This is a genomic window from Chryseobacterium carnipullorum, from assembly GCF_900142785.1.
GTDB classification, from domain to species: domain Bacteria; phylum Bacteroidota; class Bacteroidia; order Flavobacteriales; family Weeksellaceae; genus Chryseobacterium; species Chryseobacterium carnipullorum.
In genome coordinates this window covers 238460-260786 of record NZ_FRCD01000002.1, presented here as the reverse complement: position 1 = coordinate 260786, position 22327 = coordinate 238460, and the positions used below count along the sequence as shown (strand labels likewise).

The window sequence follows — 22327 nt, the reverse complement described above, 5'->3', positions numbered from 1 at the left end:
ATGTGTTTTCTCGTAGATGATATAAACCATTAAAAATAATATTATGAGAACACTATTACATTTCTTTCTGGTCCTGATGACCGTAACCACTTTTTTTTCGTGCAATGATTCTGATGATCCAATGATGACCCCGGACCCCATTGTCACCGGTCCTGATCTTATGGCTTACGGCCTTACTTCAATGAACGAACTTGTTTCTTTTAATGCCAATAATCCCAAAACATTTGCTGCGAAAACAGCAGTGACCGGAATTCCTTCAGGTGAAAAATTAATGAGTATCGATTTCAGACCTGCTACAGGTGAACTGTATGCTTTATCCAATGCCAGTAAATTATACATCATCAATACATCTTCTGCCTCAGCAAGAGTTGTAAGTTCTACCGCTTTCACTCCTGCCGTTTCCGGAACGATAGCTTCTATTGATTTTAATCCAACGGTGGACAGAATCCGTTTGGTAAGTAATTCAGGGCAAAATTTAAGACTGCATCCTGAAACAGGTGCCGTTGCAGCTACTGATACCAATATAACAGGCACAGGAACACCGAGCATTACCGGAGTAGCGTACACCAACAGTAAAGCTGGAGCTTCATCTACTGTTTTATATGATATTGATCCTGTTTCAGGAAAACTTTTTAAACAAGATCCTCCCAATAACGGAACTTTGGTAGAGGTAGGAAGTCTTGGAGCAACATTCTCAGGACAGGCTGCTTTTGATATTAAATATGATAACAGTACGGCATTGGTTGCTTTAAGTGATAAGCTGCACGTTTTAGATTTAAGCAGCGGTAAAACAACTTTTATAGGATCTCTTCAACAGGCTGTTATTGATCTTGCAATTCCGACTGAAGCAGTAGCCTATGCTATTGACAATTCAAATAACCTTCAGATATTTAATCCGAACAGTCCGGTGCCTGTTTCTAAAGCAGTGGCGGGATTACAAACCGGAGAAAATATTTTAGGAATAGATTTCCGTCCTTTAAACGGGCAATTGTATGCATTGGGAAGTTCAAGCAGAATTTACACGATTAATTTAGGAACAGGGGCTGCAACAGCAGTAGGAAGTTCACCATTTGCTACTTTACTTGCAGGAACAGATTTTGGATTTGATTTTAATCCGGTTGTTGATAAAATACGTGTCGTGAGTAATACAGGACAAAATCTTCGTTTAGATCCGGTAACCGGAGGGATTACCGCTGTAGACACTACTATTAATCCTGCAGGCGCCATGATCAGCGCAGCGGCTTATACCAATAATTTTGCGGGAACAACCGCTACTACTCTATTTGTGATTGACCATAATACGGATAAACTGTATCAGCAAAATCCGCCTAACAATGGAACTTTAGTTGAAACAGGTTCTTTAGGGGTTAATATTACGAATGCCAACGGTTTTGATATCGGAAGCGTAAGCCAGAAAGCTTATTTAATGGCTACGGTAGGAACCTCAACAAAGCTGTATTCGATCAATACAACCAACGGAGCTGCTACATCAGTTGCTGATTACCCTAATGCTGTAAAAGCTTTTGCTGTAGGATTAGGATTCTAAAAAGACTCATAGTTATTATTTCAATACCAAGAAGCGCGGAAAACAATGTTTTCCGCGCTTCACTTGTTATAGATAGAAGAAATATTAAATCTGCTGGGACTTCTTCGTTCTGTTGAAGATCCAGAATATAATCGGGAAGATCAGCAGGGTTAATACAGTCGCGGTCATTAAACCTCCAATGATAACGATCGCCAAAGGTTTCTGGGATTCTGAACCGATTCCTGTAGACAGCGCTGCAGGCATTAATCCAATTGAAGCCATCAGTGCAGTCATAATAACAGGACGCGTTCTGGATTTTACTCCGTTTAATATGGCATTATCCAAACTTAATCCGTTTTTGACATTCTGGTGGAACTCTGTGATGAGGATTACTCCGTTCTGTATACAGATTCCGAGCAGGGCGATCATTCCAACTCCGGCGGAAATTCCAAAGTTCATTCTGGTGATATGAAGGGCAATAATTCCCCCGATCAATGCAAAAGGTACATTGGCCAATACCAGCAATGAATCTTTCATGTTTCCAAAAAGGATGAATAATAGGAAGAAAATACCCAAAATACTGATTGGAACCACTTGCGCCAATCGGTGTGAAGCTCTCTGCTGATTTTCAAACTGACCTGTCCAACCGATGGAGTACCCATCAGGAAGGTCCACATTGGCCACTTTTTTCTGCGCATCGGCTATGGTACTTCCTAAATCACGGTCACGGATCGAGAATTTTACGCCGATGTATCTTTTAATATCATCTCTGTAAATGAATGCTGCTCCGTTATCTTTTACAATGGTACTGATCTCTTTCAGCGGAATCTTTGCGCCGTCCTGTGTAGGTACCATCAAAGCAGCAATATCGTTTTCATCTTTTCTGTATTCCTGGGAATAGCGGAGACGGATCGGAAATTTCCTTTCGCCATCGAACATCTCTGAAGCCGTTTTTCCTCCAAAAGCCATTTCCAGTACAGATTGTGCATCATCCGGCATCACACCGTAAGCAGCCATTTTATCTCTGTCCAGCACTACGCTTACTTCCGGCTGACCGATATTTTTAATGATTCCCGGATCTTTTACCCCGTCTACATCTTTAATCTGTTTTAAAACCTCATCAGCCAGTTTATCCAGGGTTTCCAGATTATCACCATAAATTTTAATTCCGTTCTCTGCCTTAAACCCGGCTACTGCTTCTGCCACGTTATCTGAAATAGGCTGTGAATAATTAAAAGTGATTCCCTGGTAGCTTCTGAGTTTTTTATCTATCTCCTCGATCAATTCTTCATAGCTGATCTTACGTTTCCATTCATCTTTGGGTTTAAGATTGACGGCAAACTGTACGAATCCAAATCCATTCGGGTCTGTTCCGTCATTACTTCTTCCGGTTTGAGCCAAAACATCGGTCACCTCAGAAAAACTCATAATGTCTTTCTTTAAGAGGTCTGCTGTCTTTAAAGATTCTTTTAACGATGAACTCATGGGCATTTCTGCGGTGATCCAAAGTGAACCTTCATTCAGCTGCGGCAGGAATTCCGTTCCCAAGAATTTCCCTGAGAACAAAGTGATCACCATGAACGATATGGCCACAATTAAACTCGTCTTTTTATGTTTAAAAGTATAGTTGAATCCTTTTAATACTATTCTGTCCCAGAAATTAACAAATGGATTGTTTTTTTCTCTCACATTCTTATTGAGTAGAATATGGGACAAAACAGGAACTAAAGTCAGTGTAAAAATCAATGCTCCTATCAAAGCAAATCCTAATGTAAATGCCAATGGTGAGAACATCTTTCCTTCTACTTTCTGGAAAGAGAAAATAGGGATCAGCGAGGTGATAATAATTAATTTTGAAAAGAAGATGGCCTTCCCTAAGCCTGTTCCGGTCTGTTTGATCCAGCCTCCTTTTGACAGTTTATTAAACTTTTCTGTTCCGTATTTAAGGGCTTTATGGTCGAGCATTACAAAGAGTCCTTCCACCATGACGACTGCCCCGTCAATGATAATCCCGAAATCTACTGCCCCCAAAGAAAGGAGGTTCGCACTCATCCCGGCCAGTTTTAAACATAAGAATGCAAACAACAATGATAAAGGAATAATAATGGAAACAATAAAGGTCGTTCTCCAGTCAGCCATAAAAATCAAAACGATTACGGTAACGAGGATGATTCCTTCAATCAGGTTATGCATTACGGTGTGGGTCGTAAAGTCCATGAGGTTGTCTCGGTCATAGAATGTGACCATTTTGACATCTTTCGGAAGGATTTTTTCATTGAGTTCTTTAATCTTGGCTTTTACCCCAACGAGAACTTCGCGCGGGTTTTCTCCTTTTCTCATGACCACGATTCCTTCTACGGTATCTTCGTGTTTATTGAGTCCGGCCTGCCCCACTCTGGGCATGGAACTTTCATGAACGTCTGCCACATATCTTACCAGTACAGGATTTCCACTGTCATTCTGTATGGTGATATTTCCAATGTCTGCTACAGATTTCACAAGACCTATTCCTCTTACCACATAAGCCTGACCGTTTTTTTCAATGACATCCCCTCCTACATTTAAATTACTTTTGGTAACGGCATCATACACCTGAAGCGGAGTCAGATTATATTTATCCAAAGCTCTGGGATCAATACTTAACTCAAATACTTTATCCTGTCCTCCAAAAACATTGATGTCTGCTACGCCAGGAACGCCTCTCAATGCACGGTCTATCACCCAGTTTTGCAGGGTTAGCAGTTCTCTTGAATCTTTTGTTTTACTTTCCAGCGTATATCTGAAAATTTCCCCGGTAGGCCCGTAGGGTGGCTGAACTTCCGGATCCACCTCATCAGGAAGGTTTACGGTTCTTAATTGGTTATTGACCTGATTTCGGGCAAAAGTATCATCCACCCCGTCGTCGAAAAGAATTTTAACGATAGAGAGACCAAACATCGTGGTACTTCTCACACTTGTTTTCTTCTGGACCGGGCTCATGGCCAATTCGATGGGCGTCGTGACAAAACGTTCTACTTCTTCTGCACTTCGTCCATTCCATTGGGTTATAATAACAATCTGGGTATTGGTTACATCAGGGAAAGCTTCAATAGGCATATTTTTGAAGCTTATAAAACCAGCAATGGCCAAAATAGCTACCCAGATAAAGGTAAATGCTTTGTTTTTTAGCGAGAAAGCAATTATATTTTTAATGAATTTATTCATGATAGATTAAATTGGTGACCTAAAAAAGCCGTTGAAAGAAATATTGGATTTGATCATAAAAATTCCAAACACCAAAACTGAAAAACAGGATTTACAGAGGCATCTAAATGAAGCTTGCAAATGCATTTTACTCGACAAAGCCCAATACATTGAATTCATTGCAGACAACTGTTAACTGTTCAGAGAGCGGTAGATCAGCAGCTGATTGTTGGTAATCACTTCTTCACCTTCAGACAATCCACCTGCGACGTAGGTGATATCCCCTACCTGCTTTAATATTTTTATTTCTTTAATTTTTATATCTGTTCTGGATTTGAAAACTACCACAAAACTTCTGTTATCATCAAAAATCACTGCTTTTGAAGGTACGGTAAGTGCCGTACTGTTTTCAGAACTTGATACTTTAATGGTGGCTTTACTTTCCGGAATCAAAAGACCATTGGCATTATCCAATACGACTCTTGCCTGCATGGAGTTAGTTTCCGGATCGATGATTTTGAATATTTTATCAATTCTTCCGTCAAAAATTTTATCCGGATAAGACAGGGTGGAAACCTGTGCTTTCATTCCAAGGCTTATTTTTTCGATATCAGCTTCATTGACGTTCATGATCGCCCATACGTTTGTCGTGTTGGCTACATCAAAAATATTCTCACTTCTGTCACTTCTCAGCTGCATATCTTTATTAATATTTTTCTGAACAATATATCCGCTGATGGGGGCTACCACACTGTATATATTTCCTTTTTTCACATTGTAAACTGTACTTACTGCTGTGGCTCTCTGCATCTGATCCTGGGCTTTCTGCAATACGCTTTTGGCCTCAAGGACTTCCCTTTCCGTATTCAGCTTACCTTCGTACATTTCTTTGGCAACACGCAGGTTATTTTGAGCAACCACCATATCGGTCTTTGCATCACTTACATCTTTTTGAACTTCTGCCAATTCGGTACTTCTTATTGTGGCCAGTACCTGTCCTTTTTTCACGTAATCGCCAAGTTCAGCGTTTACACTTAAAACATTTCCGCCTACCAATGGGTATACATCAATATAGCTGTTCTTGTCTGCAGAAATTTTCCCATAAAAACTATATTGATCTTCTATGTTTTTTTTCTCAGCCTTGGCTAAAGAGATGGAGTTCAGCATGGTATTGCTCAATTCAAAACCTTTTTTTGCCTGTGGAGCTTTTTCTTCTTCTTTTTTTGCACATGACAACAAAGACAAGGCTATCAGTACAGGGATTATATATTTTTTCATTGCTTAATAGAAGATTTTCGTTTGTATGAGTTGATTAAGTTGTTCTGCAGATTGCATGATCTCGTTCTTCATATCGTAGATCTGGAGGGCTGTTTCGCGGTAACTATCCATGAAATCTGTAAACTCTATCAGATTGACGTTCCCTTTTCTGAAATTTTTCAACATTCCGTCGTAAACCAGTTCCATATTGCTAAGGTCTGTGGTTTTAATTTCTGCAAGCTGATCGTATTGACTTTTCCAGGTTTTATAGGCGGCCTGAACTTTCGTTTCAAGGTTCAGTTTCTGGTACTCAGCATTTTTCTGATTTTGCTGAATCGCATAATTGGCTTTTTCCACATTCCCCTGATTGGATTTCCATAATGGCAAAGGAATTCCCAACATAAGATTGACCTCATTTTTAAAGGTTCCGCCATTCTGGTCCCATCCGGCTCCAACATTCAGATCCGGAACATTAAGGGATTTCTGCCACTGGGAATACAGCTTACTGTTGTCAATTAGTTTTAGGAAATAGAGATAGTCGGAATTATTTTCCAGTGCTTTTTTCTTTAATTCATTTTCATCTCCGAAAGGTTGAGCTGCGAGGATTTCCTTGGCATCGGCATCAGAAAGCTGTGGTTCTATATCATCCGATATTCCGGTAAGTACTTTTAGGTTCTGCTCAAAGTCAAGGATATTTTTATTGATTCCAAGTTTGTCATTGTTGAGCTGAATCACTAAACTCTGTAGTCTGACTTCATCCTTCAGAGAGACGTTTCCTTTCGCAGACTGGACACGATAAGCACTGAGCAAATCATTCATGTAGCCAAGCTGCTTATTTGTATTATCAAGTTTCAGTTTCTCATAATAGAGATTGAAGTAAGCAGCATGAAGCTGAGTTCTAAGATCTACCAGAAGTTGGGAAAACTGGAGCTGGGCAAGTTCTTTATTTGATTTTGAGAAAGCAATTTCATTTTTCTTTTTTCCACCCATATAGATAAGCTGGGTAATCTGAGCTCCTTTAGCGCTTCCTATATCAAAAACTTTTTTGCCTTCAGGATTGTAGGCATTGATCTGCCCGCTCAACTGGGGGAGTTCCCAAATCTTAGCCTGCAGAATATCCGCATCAGCCATATTGATATTGTACTGCTCTGCAAGCAGCTGGAGATTGTTTTTTTGAAATGCCTCTTCACAGTCTGAAAGCGACATTTGTTGCTGCCCTGCCATGAATGAGGAAATGGCAATCAACAGCCCTGCAATTTTGTTCATTATTTTATTTTTAAAATACAAAATTGCTTTTATACGATTAAAACGAACTTAAAGAACCCTTAAAAAAAAATTAAATTTCCCATGAATACAATGATTTCCGAAAGTCTCAATTTGTTTATTACTCAGTTTTTTATCCCCGAGTGTTGATTTTTTATGTTAAATTCAATCCCAAGTTTAACTAAAAATTAACATCAAATTGGCAATTACTAACCACGGCATACTGTTATTCTTAAATCTACTTTTAAAAATAGTTTGGTATTTACGCGAGTAGTATAAATTATGACAAAGAAAACAGGCAATCAATACTATTTAGTAAAAATCACAATGAATTTATTGAGATTTTCCTCTGGGGAAGAATAGATGATCATAGCACCATGGTATTCAAGGATCCTTTTGACAATCCTCAGACCGAGACCAGACCCTGAAATATTTTGAGAATTATTTCCTCTCATAAAAGCTTCAAACAGTTTTGCCTGCTCTTCTTCCGGGATTGTATTTCCATGGGACATTACATCTACTATGAGCTGATCGCTGTTTTCCGTGATTAAAACATCCACTTCAGTATCGTCAGAATATACGGCCGCGTTTTTAAAGAGATTGATAAAGACAATTACCAAAAGAGAATGAATCCCTCCTATGGTCAAAAGTCCGTTTTCTGAGGTCTCTTCAGAAATCAGGAAATCGAGCTTAAGAGTAGGATAACTTTTTTCTACCGCTTCAAAAGCTTCAAATATCACTTCATCAATCCTTACTTCCTCATAAATGCTCTGAATATTCTCTTTGTCGAATTTGGTAAGCAGTAAAAGAGAATTGGTGAGATCAGACAACTGATACACATCACGCTGAATCTGTTTTAAAGAAGACAGGGTTTCCGGAGAATGTTCTTCGAATTTGATCAGGTTTTCAAGCTGAAACGCCATTCTTGTAATAGGTGTTCTGATTTCATGGGAGGCACTTGCTGTGAAATCTTTCTGGGACTGAAAAACATCATCCAGCCTCGCGATCATCGTATTAAAAGATTTAGCCAGGACATTGATCTCATCATTAGACTCCTGGACCGGAATCTGCTTGGTCAGCTTATGGGCTGTAACCTCTGAAATTTCAGTATTCAGATCTTCTAAAGGGCGCAGAAACTGCCCCATAAAATAGTAACTGAAAAAGCCGATCAAAAGGGTACTCATGACATAAGCAGTAATCAGAAGGTACTTAAGGTATTCCAGTTTTGATTTTCCGTTCGTATCAAAAGCGCTGGTGAGGATATAATAATTTTCGCCATTGATATTCCGAAGGGCGGCGTATATTTCAGGAACCGTTTTCTCAGTGTATATAATCTTCCTTTCATCCAGCTCTTTGAGAAGGGCACTATCCCAGGTAACATTGCGGTCTTTGATGGTGCTGTAGATTAATTCTTTATCACTGTTAAAAATCAGGATGGTTTCATTGAGAAGGATATTATCTGAGTTTTCATTAAAAAAAACAGGGGCTTCTTCTTCAAAATCTTTAGACTTTGAAATGAAGTGAGATGTAAATTCGAGACGCTGTCTAAATCTTTCTTTGAATTCATCTCTTCTAAAATCATTAAAAGACATATAGATCACCGCCATCACCATTGCAAAAAGTAGGGAAAAGGCTACGCTGATCGTTAATGCTATCTTTCTTTTTAAAGACATCTACAGTGTACTTAGGTAGTATCCGAAACCGGAACGGGTATGAATCAGTTTAAGTTTAAAATCTTTATCAATCTTCTTTCTCAAAAAATTGATGTAGACTTCTACGGTATTGGTATTGGTATTGAAATTATGTTCCCATACGTGCTCGGTGATCTGCTGTTTGGAAACGGTTCTTCCCTGTGCTTCGGCAAGATAAACCAGCAGTTGAAATTCTTTCAGGGTAAGCGCTATTTCATTGCCTGCTCTATAGACTTTCTGTTCTGTTTTATTAATAATCAGGTCATCTACCCTGATGATATCCTGATCAGCAGTGTCGGACGGTGATTTTCTTCTCAACAGTGAATTCATTCTCAGCAAAAGTTCTTCAAACTGAAAAGGTTTTACCAGATAGTCATCGGCAAGTCTCGTGAATGCGTCTTTTTTATCTGAAATATCTCCGTAAGCCGAAATAATAATGATGGGGGTATTTTTATCGAAAGAACGGATCGTCTGACAAACATCAAGTCCGTTTATTTTAGGAACATTAATATCTAACAGATACAGGTCATAGGTATTATTTTTAATTTGACGAAGAAAGGTTTCGCCATCATAGATTTTGTCACAGGTAAAGCTGTTTGACTCTAAAAACCTGCAGAGCTCTGCTGAGAGAATAAGGTCGTCTTCCAATAAAAGAATATTCATCAAAAATATATTTAATACGAATTTAACGAAAATTTTATGATTTATACTTACGGGAAAAAGGCAAAAAAAAATCCCGAAGAAAATTCGGGAAATTTGAGAGCCAACTACGGGACTTGAACCCGTGACCTCTTCCTTACCAAGGAAGCACTCTACCGCTGAGCTAAGTCGGCACTAACTAAAAAAATCACACCAATCAGCGTGATTTTTTTGAGCGGAAGACGAGGGTCGAACTCGCGACATTCAGCTTGGAAGGCTGACGCTCTACCAACTGAGCTACTTCCGCAATTTTGTTTCCAAAACTATTGGTAAACGCTTTGCAAATCTAGAAAAATTCTTTTAAATCTGCAAGACTTTTTTTAATATAAAATAGTGGGAAGAGCAGGATTCGAACCTGCGAAGCCGAAGCAACTGAGTTACAGTCAGTCCCATTTAGCCACTCTGGAATCTTCCCAAAAGTTTATATTAAAATTGAGCCTCCAGAGGGACTCGAACCCACGACCTGCTGATTACAAATCAGCTGCTCTAGCCAACTGAGCTATGGAGGCAATTTTAATTTTACGCCTGAAAGCTTTTGAGAAAATTCTACTCTGAGCTTTTCAGTTGTTTAAAAAATCATTCTTTTTGAGTCTGATTTTTGAGCGGAAGACGAGGGTCGAACTCGCGACATTCAGCTTGGAAGGCTGACGCTCTACCAACTGAGCTACTTCCGCAATTTTGTTTCCAAAATCATTGGTAACGGTTTGCAAATCTAAGAAAACTTCTTGAAACCTGCAAGACTTTTTTTTAATATAAAATAGTGGGAAGAGCAGGATTCGAACCTGCGAAGCCGAAGCAACTGAGTTACAGTCAGTCCCATTTAGCCACTCTGGAATCTTCCCAAAAGTTTATATTAAATGAGCCTCCAGAGGGATTCGAACCCACGACCCCGAGATTACAAATCACGTGCTCTGGCCAGCTGAGCTATGGAGGCATAATTAAAAAGAATTCAAAAGAACGCTGTTCCCTTTTTGCGAGTGCAAATATAGAACGGTTTTTTTGAATTCTCAAACTTTTTTATGACTTTTTTTATCTTTTTTTTCTATGCCATCTCTTTTTTCTTGATTAGTAGCTTTTTAGCTGTATCAACACAAAGGTCTAAACTTTCTTCAAAAGTTTCAGATGTCTTTTTTACTACGATATCGTCTCCCGGAACGGCCAAAATAAGTTCAGCAGTTTTGTTACTTCGATCCGAGGTATTTTCGACTTTTAAGAAAACCTTACACTCATGAATTTTATCATAGAAGGTTTCCAATTTGCTTACTTTTTTGTCAATGTGTGATTCTAATGGTTCGTGTGGTGTTAAACCAATTGATTGAACTGTGATCTTCATAATTCTTCTTTTTTAGATGCTCGCGGGTGAGCCTGATTAAACACTTTTTTCAATTGTTCAATATTGGCATTCGTATAGACTTGAGTACTGGCAAGACTGGAATGCCCTAATATTTTTTTTACTTTGGAGATCTCCGCCCCATTATCCAAAACGTGCGTAGCAAAGCTATGCCGAAGGATGTGAGGACTTTTTTTTTCTTTCGTTGTTACAAGACTAAGGTACTTATTAACTACCACATAAACAAATTTTTCTGAGAGTTTTTTACCCTTTTTATTGACCAAAAAATATGCCTGATGCCCGTTTTCAGGTTTCCTTACTTCAAGATAACTTCTAAGCAGATCCGAGAGATCTTTGGATATAGGAATAAAGCGTTCTTTATTTCCTTTTCCTATTACTCTTAGCTCGTTTCCGTATAAATTAACATACTCAAACATCAGGCCACAAAGCTCGGCTTTCCGGATACCGGTCTGATATAATACTTCAATAATGCATTTTTCAAGAAGATCATGGTTCTCTGACAGGACATCGTCACTCAGCGTCTGCATTTCTTCCTGTGAGATAGGAATCTGTTTTTCAGCATAAAACTTAAGGGAAGAGATACTTTCGGTGGGAGAAACTTTAATCTCCCCTATTTTTAAAAGAAATAAATAAAAACTTCGCAGTGATGATAGTTTTCTATTGATGCTTCTCTTCGAAATATTATTTTCGCTTAGTTCAACGATAAAATTTCTGATCACTTTTTTATCTGCCCGGGAAATATCTTCGGAAGCTTCTGTTTTGAGGTAGAAATAAGAAAAGTCCTCAAGATCTTTTTTGTAGCTTGTAACGGTATGAGGTGAATACCTCTTTTCGAACTGCAAATATTCTAAATATTTATTCAACATTACGTAAGGTGTAAAAACAAAAATTCACCTCTCAAATATAAGAATATTTAAGAAGTGAATTATTATGTGGTTAAGAAAAATTCTTAAGCCTGCTCTTCCTTGCTAAGCCCTCTTTGTTTATAAGCGGCTTTTAGTCTAGATTGTCTTAAAGTTACAGAAGGCTTAATAAACGCTTGTCTAGATCTCAATTGACGAACTGTACCCGTTTTATCAAATTTTCTTTTATATTTTTTTAATGCTCTGTCGATGGATTCACCATCTTTTACTGGAATTATTAACATACTTTACATCTCATTTTGGGTTGCAAAACTAGACATTTTTTATTAAACCTCAAAATTTAACCCCGATTTAATTAAAAAAAAGCAAATAACTTATCCACAAAAAAACTTTGCAATGTGGATAAGTCACCAATACCCCATAGGCAATATTTATTTTAAACACTGAAAATCAATTAATTAATCATTATTTCATCTAAGAAAACATTGCCCAACTTTCTTACGTCAGCATAATTCTAAAAAGCAGCCTATATTATGAACGGTATATAAACAAAAAACTTTATCTTTGCACTTACTTAATTCATGGGGTTGACTGGTTTCGACAGCAAGATCAATGGGTAAGTAAGCATGCAGAGAACCGTAGCGCGATCTCTTAAATCCCTTGCTACACAACTTTAACTGGCAACGAAGAGTTCGCTCTTGCAGCTTAATCCGAATAAAGTAAGATTCAAGCGCTTTCCCGAAGATAGTAAGGAAGCAAGATATCTCACAAATGCTCCGTTCTACGGCGTTTGATCCTGGGATATAGGAATGTAGAAATAAGGTTTCAGACGCTTCGGCTGAAACTCGAAAACCTCAGAAGATAAGCTGGATGTTGGGTGTCTGCCCTCTGCCTTCAGTCGAAAATCAATGGTAGAATAAGCATGTAGAAATCTTATGTATTGCTTGTTTGGACGAGGGTTCGAATCCCTCCAACTCCACCGAGATGAAAGGTTACGAAACCTTTTGAAACTTAAAAATCCTTTATATCAACGATATAAAGGATTTTTTATGTTTTATGTGATATCTTTACTGTTCTTTAAATATCACGTTGGTGGGTGCAACGGTGGGTGCATATTTCACTAATTAACATATTCGTAAAATACTAATTTAACAGTGGTTAGCAACGTTAGCTACTATTACCCATTTTCAATATTTGATAATGTAAGGCGATTTAAAACATAGAAAAAACAAAATGGACACGCAAATAAAATTATATATCAATGACATTAATTATTTAGAAGATCAAATTAATACTAATGGTTTAGTGAAGTTTGATGCTGACGATTTTGTAATGGATAGTTTTGAAATCAATTGTAACTTTCAACAAACACCATTACCGGAGAACTTTCCTCTGTGTTGTGAGTCTCATAAAAGAGTTCAAGATAATATTCAAGTATGGTTTGACAAATTTCCTAATTGTTGCGAACGTCATTCCAAATTAAATACTAAAGAGTGGTTTAATAAAAAGAATTATGAGCATGTGCCGTTAAAAGTTAATAAACAAGCATATTATACAAATGAATTTGTTGTAGAAAATCTATATTCTGACGATTGGTATAGCATAATTACAGATTATTTCGAATATAATTTTGACAGTTTTGGACATCCTAACATCGGTGGGTATGAGTATCAATCAGTAGTTACATCATATCTACAAGCACATCTAAAAGGCGAAGCGATTGACAATGATGAAATTGGTAAAGTAAATAGACTTATTAATTATTTCGAAAATCAGAAAAAACCAATTGTCCCAATTAAGGATAGAGATATTTTTATCTTACAGATCGCATTTCAGAAATGGATTGAAACATTACCGGACATTAAAATTTTCTCAGATTTCAAGAGTAAATTTTCAAAATCTTTACCATTAAATTTATATGTAACCGGAGAAGTTAAAGTCAACAGATATACAAAAAGGGCAAAGCTAACTGTAAAATTGTTAGAAGATTTAGTGGTTGATTTACTAAATATTACTAAACAAATAATTAAATCTATCTCTCTTGAAAATGATAATAAACATTTTCAAGATAATCTTGTCAAAATTATAAGCGAGGAGCATTTGCTTAAACAAAGAAAACTATTTGAGAATTATAGCAAGAATGAAAAAAAGTATATAAAAATTCTTGAAAAGTGGTTGTTTAATGAGAAAGAATATTCTAAAGAACTCATCAATATATACAGTTCTGAAAATTTTATCAAACAAAACGAAACGGAAAACAAAAAGAATTTAATATCGAAAATTGTTGAAAAAATATATTCTTTCGGAGTCAATCTTGAAAAGTACGAGAGTATCAATGAGTATTTAGACGAGGAGAAATTACGAGACTTATTATTACCGGGGCTGAACTCATCTTTCGATAATTTAAGTTCTACTGGTGAAACTTTTAACAAAAAAGGAAAAACTGATATTTTAATTCAGGATATTAGTGGTGATATCTTGTTTATTGCAGAATGCAAAATTTGGAAAGGGCAATCTAAAATATTGGACTCTTTGAACCAACTTTTTGATAGGTATTTAAACTGGAGAACTGATAATTGTGCTCTTATATTTTTCAATAAGAACACTAAAAATGTTACCGATATTTTAGTTAAAATAAATGCTAATATAACAATACATCCGCTTTACAAAAATAAAACTGATGATTATAAAGAAACCGTTCAAACTTATTTATTTAAGCATCCAGTGGACAATAACAGAGAAATTAGATTGAATGTATTTTTATTTAATTGCTTTTAGACTTGTATGGTACAAAATTTAAATTTAAACTCTTTTATTTCATCAAACACATATTGCTAATGTTTTAGATAATCTGTAGGATAATTACTAAAAATTTCGGATTCATAGTTATCATTCATGAAACTTTGATCTTAAACTTGATTATAAATATCATCCATCGTATGTGCAACAATCATCCTGCTACCAATTGCTTTGAAATGTTCTTTACCACATTTTATTTTTCCGGTTTCAATTGGCTTCAATCCTTCATCAAAAATTGTCCCTTTAGATTCTGTTACGAAATAAAGTTTCTCTCCATCGCCTTTATTGTATAAAATTGCCCAATCGGGATTGTAACTGCCTAATGGTGTTGGGATTTTGAACCAACCCGGTAACTTGGTGTACAAACTTACATTTTCACTACTTTCAAATTCTCTAGCGAGATTTAACTCAACATCAGAGTCACATAAAGTATAATCAAATGCTGATTTGGAGGCTTCAACCATATATTTACTCAGATAACCAATTGCATCGGTTTTTTCTAATTCTTTTTGCTCGTAATAATCGTGATCACCAATTTTTTGGTATTTAATACCGTCAACAATAAATAATCTTTTTTGAATATTAATAACATCGATACACTTTTCGATAAAAGCTTGTGGATTGGTCTTAAAATACTTTAAAACCCTTGCTTCTAATCCTTTTAGGATAAGCACAATTGTTTTTCTTGTAAGATCAGTTTCATTTTGGAGATACGTTATAATGTCCGGTAAACTTCTTACTTCAACCTCCAAATTTTCAACATAAGTTTTCAATTCACCATCTGTTTCAATTCCACCTTTTCCAACAGCAAGTTTACCTTTTACAAATTCTATTTTTGCCTGTTGGTTTAACACGTTGTTATTGATTGTCTTAATGCAGTTCTCAATTAATTTTTCAGAATCAAATTCGACCTGATATACTGTTTTGTACTTTATAGTATCCCAAAGTTTTTTGAAGTCTTCCGATAGAAAAACTTCTTTGTTGATATTAATTTCAACTTTTTTATCATTGTCTTTGATTTCTAAAGAACCTGCAACTTGTTTTAAGATGTTATAAATCTGTTTTGAGACAGTTTCACTAAATTCCTGACCTAAGTCAACGGTTTCCTCTTTTAAGTGGATTTTTAAGGTATCTTGAATCTTACCTTTTTTGTCAATATATCCTAATTCAATAAAAGTTTGATAAATTTGAGAAGATGTTTCCTGTCCCAAATAAACGGGTTCATCATTTTCGTCAACGGAGGTCACTACCGTATTAAATGATTCTATAGCAAGATGACCAAACGTTATCCCTGTATCTTCATTAAGTTCTTTTTGATATTCTTCCACAAAATCTTTAAAACTTTCATTGACAACCGTTGTTAAAATATTTACGTTTTCATCATAAACTCGATTTCCGGTTTGGTCAACAGAAATTCTCAATCCACGACCTATTTCCTGCCTTCTTCTTATTTCGGAGGCACCCATTTCTTTTAGTAAACAAATTTGAAAAACGTTCGGATTATCCCAACCTTCTCGTAATGCAGTGTGTGAGAAAATAAATCGTACCGGTGAGTCAAAACTGAGTAGTTTTTCTTTTTCTGTCATAATCAGATGATAAGTGTCTTCATCTGCTTTTACGGAACCGGAAGTATCTTTAAATGCTTCAAATTTATCTTTTGAGTTAGACTTCTTCGATCTTTTATCGGTAGAAAAATATCCTTTGTGAACATCCAAAACATTGACTTCTAAATCTTGTACTTCTTTAAAAAGAGACAGTTTATACTTAGGTGACTGAATGATTCTATTATACTCTTCTTCAAAAATTTGAGCATATTCACCATTTAATTTATTACCCTCTTCATCATATTCTCGATATCTAGCCACCTTATCAATGAAAAATAAACTCAGAACTTTTATTCCTTTTGGGTTCAGTTTTACTTCTTTGTCGAGATGTTCCTGTATGGTTTTAGCAATCAATTTTCTCTTGATATCGCTATCGTTTACACCACCTAATGTTTGACCGGATTGTAAAAACTGTCCATTAGAAAATTCAATAAACTCAGGTTCTGTACTAATTTCACTCACATTAAATCCATAATATTGATCTAACTTGGTAATTTGATATAAGTCATCACCTAACTTCACTTCTTTAGATGATCTTGTTACTTTTCCATTTTTTCCTTTAATATCAAGATTCAGTTTAACTTTAAACCCATTTTTATTGGATATGCCTAAGACCTGTATAAAAGCTCCATCGCTAACTTCATCTTTTGCAGTTACTGATGCTACCTCGATCTTCTTAACTTTTCCGTCGTTATAAGCATCAATAGCATCAAATTTATAAAGGAGGTTTATTTTCTCTTTATGAGTCGCTGAAAACCTATAAATAGCTATTGGATTCAAATTTTTGATAGACTGAATCTGTAACTTTGAACTCATCGTACTTTGAGGTTCATCTACAATTACTATTGGGTTGGTATCTTGAAGTAGACTGATTGGTTTTGCACCTAACTTGTCATTATATTCCAACATAATACGTTTAGATCCTTTTGCGGTATCTACATCCTGTGAAAATGCTTGAACATTAATGACCATTATTCTAATCTGGTCTGATGTTGCAAAGTCACGAACTTGACTTAGGTTGGAACTGTCATAAATAAAATATTTATAGGGTGTATTTTCAAATACTTTCTTGAAATGATCATCTGTTAATTCTAAAGATTTATTAATTCCTTCACGAATCGAAACAGAAGGTACAACAATAATGAATTTTTTAAAACCGTACTTACGATTCATTTCCATTATAGAACGTGTGAAAACATAGGTTTTTCCGGTACCGGTTTCCATCTCAATTGAGAATTGAAGATCATTCCTATCAATTTTATTAGGATCAGAAATTCGCAAACCATTTTTCATTTGAATGGTTTGAACGTTTTCAACGATTTGTTTCGGTAAAAGATTTATTTTGTTGGCATAACCCAAATCGGCATCGTAGTCGATGGTTTGATCTTTGGGAGCTAAAACGGTGAAGTTAGACTGTAATTTTTCCTGACCTTTAAATACATCAACAACGGCTTCTATGGCATCTTGTTGATAATTGAGATTGCCTTCAAATTGTATTTTCATCTTCTTCTCTTATCGAGTTTTATTTGTTTAAAGTTAAATAAGCTTGATCAGGATGAGTGATCATATCAGGGAATTTATATCCAAGTTCTTTTTGTTCAAGCAATGGATTAACAAAGTCTCGTAAAATATATTTTTTACTTTTGTTTAGAAGAACAGTTAATTCATTCATCTTAAATTCTTTTATTGAACATAGTTCTAAAATGATATTTTTTATTACCGCTTTATCATTTATTCGAGAGGGTAGATTATCTATTCTATCCTTAATTAGAGAAAGTTTATCTATATCATCTTTAGCTAGGGTACTAAGATTAATAGCTAGGGTACTAAGATTATTAGGTAGTGCACTAAGATCTTTAACTGGTGCACTAAGGTCTTCAACTGGTGTACTAGCCAGATCAACATTAATATCTGAATAAGTAGATTTAAGAACATTAGTAGGAATGTAATAAGTGTATCTATTTCTACCCTTAGTATCTAATAATTCTAGTTCTCTAAGCTTTCTAAGATCACTGTTTGTGGTCTTGGATTCCGATCCATTGATCTGTCTTGCCGAAGAATTGTCAACAGCACCTAATTCTCTGATGAAAATTAAAATACGTTTTTGATTATCTGTCAAATTATAAGAATCAAAGTTCTTTAACCATTCCAAGTCTTTTTCATTTAATAAATGATGTAAAAGTAATCTTACCGTAAATTTATTATTTTCCCGATCACTCTCGAATGTTGGTGGCATCATTGAAACTCCTTCCATCAAACGTCTCATCGTTCGTATTCCCGAACCTTTGGTCTCTGCTAAATTGGTCTCGTGAAAAATGGCTGAGATATACGGATTTCTGTTTACAGAACCCGGTTCACCCAATTGTTCCTCAGTTTTCAATGAAAATCCGGGATTAATTATTTCGATTCTGTTGGGGTAACGGATAATTTGGATAGGACTATTTTCTTTGTAAGATCTATGGATAAGGGCATTTACAACTGCCTCACGTAAAACTCTTAATGGAAGTCCTATATTTTTGGCTTGAATATTTTCATCGGTCAGCTCAAAACCTTTAGGTAAATCGTCACCGATGGTATGGATAATTCTCTGAACCATTTCCAGTAACGAACCTCTCATATCCAAAGTAGAAGTAAATCTGTTATTGGCATCTTCAACCCACTCATTGGTTGAAACTCTGATATAATCTACTCTAACCATTGGTAAAAGTCTTCTTAATGCAGGACGACTTCCAAAAGTTAATAAACCGGTATAAGTAACAAAAAATTCTTTGCTCTTCTTTTTGATGGCATGAATTGATCTTAGCAATTCCATATCATCATATTGTAGTTCTTCTGCGGTAGAGTTGACTTCGGCTCTGAATTTCCGATAAAGCACGACACTATCCTCAGAAATATCTTCTAATTCAGCATCTTTTACAACGGTACTGTCAAATGATTCTGTCGTACTAAAATAGATATTCATATCGTCTTCGGTACCTTTTACATCGGCAGAACCCACTCTTCGGTATGCACCTTGTGGTAAACCTTTACTTTTAATGTAAAGCGGTTTGTTTTCTGTGGCTAATTCATCTACAAATACAATGATCACATTCTTACCATCTACCTGCTCAACTTTTACAGATGGGCGAATAGGTTTATTAAAAATATCTGAACATTGTGAAGCAAGATTGGTCTGGATTTCATCTAATTTTTCGAAAGGAATTCCGGTAACAACATATTCAGGAAAAAGACTTTTTTGATTATCTTCCTTTTCTACACCCAATAATATATATCCGCCACCTAAGCTAGGTTCATTGCTGAATGAACAAACCGTTTCCATAATGGATTTACCAATATCGGAAGCTCTTTTAGCTTCGATATTGTGACATTCATCGGTAGAATTGAGTTGGGAGATTAATTCTTTTAAACTTTCCATTCTAAATAGATTTCACATTTTCGATACCCACCTGTCTCAAAGTTTGTACTGTATTGGTTTTATCGGCATCACTGGCAAAACCAGAATCTTTAAAAATTACTGACGGGTTGGAATCCGAAGATTCTTTATGCCATTCACCAATGGTTGTGGCAACATCTGCTTTGATCTGATCACTCAAACAAATATACATTGACCCAAAACCGATATTGTAGATTTTACAGTCTCCAACCACTTTTTCTTCGATAGGTAAGGTTAATTCTAAACCGTATTTTAAAAGAATCTCAAACAACACATCTTCTTCTGTTCTGTTAGATTTAATGTGGTCTCCATTATTTTCTGCAAACATATCTAATTGTCCTTCAAATTCATCAACCGATGTATCCCAAGCGAGAATATTAGAAGAATCTAATTTAAACACACGGAAACCGGTATCTAAATTTTCAATTCCCTCTTTATCTTTATTTTCTCTTGTAATGAGTTCTCCTGCTCTACGGATACGTTCTTTTGTAATTTCAGCAATGTTTTTATATCCTGCTTTGTAGGCTTCAGATTTTTCATCGGTTAATTCTGGCAATTGTACCGAAATACACTTTCTACTACCTCCGTCTTCTGCGTTTAGTTGCATGACGGCATGTGCTGTAGTCCCAGATCCTGCAAAAAAATCAAGAATAATATCACTATCATTTGTTACAATCGATGAAAAATATTTAATCAAATCAGGAGGTTTAGGAAAATCGAAATAATTATTTTCGAAAAGATTTAAAATTGAATTACTTCCTTGTTTTGTCGTGTAATCAGTGATTATAGTTTTTGGATGAATTGTTCCCTTTTCTTTTTCGTATTGTAAAACACCGTTATTTTTAAAGAAAAACCGTTTTACAATTTGCCCTTTTTGATCTATCACCGTAAGACCATTTAACCAATTCTTTATCATATCAGCCATTGACCATGCCGCTTCAATAGAAACTTCATTTGCCAGCTTTCTATTCTTTGCTTGAAAAATACCACTAACAATTTTAACAGGCTCTTTATCACCGAAAAAGTTTGGGAAAATTTTATCTTCACATTCAAAATCAATTCCAGCTGGAAAATGAATTATTGAAATAGGATTTTTTACGCTTGGTTTTTTTATAGCCCTGTCAGAAACAGAGGAAATTCCATTATATTGAAAATATGATAAGCTTGCAAGATTTTTCGAATAGCACAATACATATTCATGTTCCTTCGTAAAGTGAGCTGAGGATGTTCCTCCGCTCTTCCAAACCAACTGAGAAATAAAATTCTCTTCTCCGAAAATTTCATTACAAATTTTTTTTAAATTTCCTTGTTCATGATCATCTATTGATATAAAAATAATTCCATTATCACTCAGTAAATTTCGAGCAAGTTTTAAACGAGGATACATATTTGTCAACCATTTACTATGAAATCTTCCATCGTTATCTGTGTTAGTTGTTAGTTTTTTTCCTGTTTGATCTGTCTGTCCAGTTAACTCTAAGTAATTTTTAAGATTATCAGAAAAGTCATCCTCATAGACAAAATCTTTTCCTGTGTTGTAAGGCGGATCTATGTAGATCATCTTTATCTTACTATTATAAGTCTTCTGTAAAAGTTTTAAAACTTCCAAGTTATCACCTTCAATAAAAATATTTCCGGTAGAGTCCCAGTCTTTACTTTCATCTTTTGACGGGCGCAAAGTTCCGGTAGAAACTTTATTAGCTTCTCTTTGGGCTTCGGTTTTGCCTGCCCAAGTCATTTGGTAATATTCTTTATCTTTTTGAATGTATTCTCCAACCAATGCCTGTAATTCTTCAACCACCAATTTTCCTTCACTAAAAGCCGTAGGGAAGATTTCTTTTAATCTTTCAATATTCTGCTGAACAATATTTTCTGAGGTCAATTCATTAATCTTTTCCATGTTCTATCTTAACTTTTAGTTCGTTTATTTTTTGTTTGAGGTCGTGAATTTCGGAATTTATCCTGACTTTTTCACTCATTTGAGTGACAGATTTAAGTTGTTTTTGTTGGAGGTTAATTTTCGATTTATAGTTTTCAACAGATTCATTGATGATTAGTAATTCTTCTGTCATTTCATACGTTCTTATTTTGAACTCCTTAGTCAAATCAATAAGGTTAAAATTTTTGATTACTTGCAAATAGTACTCGTAAAATGATTTAAGATTGATGGTATTTGCATTAGCAAAGGAAAAGGCTCCAAGAAAATCTGTTTGTTCATCGTTGATCAAAACGGAAAACAATTCATCTGAAATTACTCTAAACCTGTTGTCATTTTTATTTATGGTTTTTGTAGATAAGCTAATGTGAGACATTAATTCATCTTCAGATTGTAGGATTACAAGACAGTGATGAGGAATAAGTTTGTGGATCAGTCGGGCAACCGGCTTATAATTTTTTTCATAAACATCAGATCGTAAACTGACAACAATAAAATAGACTTCAACAAACGATTGAGAGTCATCAATAGACTCAGGAATATTGGCGTTCCCTTTACTCACAATTCCAAAAATCCGGATACTTTGAATATCTGATCCATCCAAAAGTTTTGCTTCACTGATGGTTATTCCATCTTGCTCTTTTAGGGAAACTTTTGTAATGGGAATATTGAGGGTACAATTGTCGGGTAACTTAAAAATTTCTTTCCAGTTCATTAATTTGT

At 35.6% G+C, this 22327-nt stretch carries 14 protein-coding genes, 7 tRNA genes and 1 other RNA gene; 3 read left to right on the top strand and 19 right to left on the bottom strand.

Translation table 11 applies throughout. The annotated features are described in order from the left end of the window. The first annotated feature begins 43 nt into the window (after positions 1-43). Entirely contained in the window at positions 44-1546 is a 1503-nt protein-coding gene (locus tag BUC06_RS03320; protein WP_073329686.1) for a DUF4394 domain-containing protein, read from the top strand. 84 nt (positions 1547-1630) lie between these two features. Here the strand turns inward: BUC06_RS03320 and BUC06_RS03315 are convergent, their stop codons facing one another. The 15 genes from BUC06_RS03315 to rpsU form a co-directional block, all read right to left on the bottom strand. Further along, on the bottom strand, positions 1631-4729 hold the full coding sequence (locus tag BUC06_RS03315) for an efflux RND transporter permease subunit (protein WP_073329684.1): 3099 nt from the start codon (positions 4727-4729) through the stop codon (positions 1631-1633). 171 nt (positions 4730-4900) lie between these two features. Further along, positions 4901-5986 (bottom strand): efflux RND transporter periplasmic adaptor subunit, encoded by a 1086-nt coding sequence (locus BUC06_RS03310; protein ID WP_073329681.1) that lies wholly within the window; start codon positions 5984-5986, stop codon positions 4901-4903. A gap of 3 nt (positions 5987-5989) precedes the next feature. Then, the gene (locus tag BUC06_RS03305; RefSeq protein WP_083563923.1) at positions 5990-7231 is read right to left on the bottom strand and encodes a TolC family protein; all 1242 of its coding nucleotides are present in this window, start codon (positions 7229-7231) and stop codon (positions 5990-5992) included. A 305-nt stretch (positions 7232-7536) separates the two neighbouring features. Next, a complete protein-coding gene (locus BUC06_RS03300) occupies positions 7537-8901 on the bottom strand; it encodes an ATP-binding protein (RefSeq protein ID WP_073329678.1) in 1365 nt (454 codons plus the stop codon). Beyond that, complete coding sequence (locus BUC06_RS03295) at positions 8902-9582, bottom strand: response regulator transcription factor (RefSeq protein ID WP_073329675.1); 681 nt, start codon at positions 9580-9582, stop codon at positions 8902-8904. A gap of 98 nt (positions 9583-9680) precedes the next feature. Beyond that, positions 9681-9752: transfer RNA gene (locus BUC06_RS03290), tRNA-Thr, on the bottom strand. A gap of 40 nt (positions 9753-9792) precedes the next feature. Further along, positions 9793-9865 (bottom strand) — tRNA-Gly (locus BUC06_RS03285). Positions 9866-9952: 87 nt separating this feature from the next. Further along, positions 9953-10033 (bottom strand) — tRNA-Tyr (locus tag BUC06_RS03280). Between the two features lie 20 nt (positions 10034-10053). Further along, positions 10054-10127: transfer RNA gene (locus BUC06_RS03275), tRNA-Thr, on the bottom strand. A gap of 92 nt (positions 10128-10219) precedes the next feature. Beyond that, a tRNA-Gly gene (locus tag BUC06_RS03270) sits at positions 10220-10292 on the bottom strand. Between the two features lie 87 nt (positions 10293-10379). Next, positions 10380-10460: transfer RNA gene (locus tag BUC06_RS03265), tRNA-Tyr, on the bottom strand. Positions 10461-10478: 18 nt separating this feature from the next. After that, positions 10479-10552, bottom strand: a tRNA-Thr gene (locus tag BUC06_RS03260). Positions 10553-10660: 108 nt separating this feature from the next. Beyond that, on the bottom strand, positions 10661-10951 hold the full coding sequence (locus tag BUC06_RS03255; RefSeq protein ID WP_073329672.1) for an HPF/RaiA family ribosome-associated protein: 291 nt from the start codon (positions 10949-10951) through the stop codon (positions 10661-10663). Next, entirely contained in the window at positions 10948-11835 is an 888-nt protein-coding gene (locus BUC06_RS03250; protein WP_073329669.1) for a tyrosine-type recombinase/integrase, read from the bottom strand. Before BUC06_RS03250 ends, BUC06_RS03255 begins: the two co-directional genes overlap by 4 nt. A gap of 83 nt (positions 11836-11918) precedes the next feature. Then, positions 11919-12116, bottom strand: coding sequence for a 30S ribosomal protein S21 (gene rpsU, locus BUC06_RS03245; RefSeq protein WP_034723363.1), 198 nt, complete (start codon positions 12114-12116; stop codon positions 11919-11921). 299 nt (positions 12117-12415) lie between these two features. Between rpsU and ssrA the strand changes: the two genes are divergently transcribed. Continuing rightward, positions 12416-12814, top strand: a transfer-messenger RNA (tmRNA) gene (gene ssrA, locus BUC06_RS03240). A 251-nt stretch (positions 12815-13065) separates the two neighbouring features. Beyond that, complete coding sequence (locus BUC06_RS03235; protein WP_050377436.1) at positions 13066-14610, top strand: hypothetical protein; 1545 nt, start codon at positions 13066-13068, stop codon at positions 14608-14610. A 131-nt stretch (positions 14611-14741) separates the two neighbouring features. Here the strand turns inward: BUC06_RS03235 and BUC06_RS03230 are convergent, their stop codons facing one another. Genes BUC06_RS03230 through BUC06_RS03215 form a run of 4 tightly spaced genes read right to left on the bottom strand, consistent with a single transcriptional unit; the run spans position 14742 to position 22319 of the window. Beyond that, on the bottom strand, positions 14742-17738 hold the full coding sequence (locus BUC06_RS03230) for a restriction endonuclease (protein ID WP_073329666.1): 2997 nt from the start codon (positions 17736-17738) through the stop codon (positions 14742-14744). 19 nt (positions 17739-17757) lie between these two features. After that, positions 17758-19650 (bottom strand): ATP-binding protein, encoded by a 1893-nt coding sequence (locus BUC06_RS03225; protein WP_050377438.1) that lies wholly within the window; start codon positions 19648-19650, stop codon positions 17758-17760. 1 nt (position 19651) lies between these two features. Next, on the bottom strand, positions 19652-21568 hold the full coding sequence (locus BUC06_RS03220; RefSeq protein ID WP_073329663.1) for a site-specific DNA-methyltransferase: 1917 nt from the start codon (positions 21566-21568) through the stop codon (positions 19652-19654). Then, positions 21555-22319, bottom strand: a complete 765-nt coding sequence (locus BUC06_RS03215; protein WP_050377440.1) for a DUF4391 domain-containing protein — start codon at positions 22317-22319, stop codon at positions 21555-21557. Before BUC06_RS03215 ends, BUC06_RS03220 begins: the two co-directional genes overlap by 14 nt. Between the last annotated feature and the right edge of the window lie 8 nt (positions 22320-22327).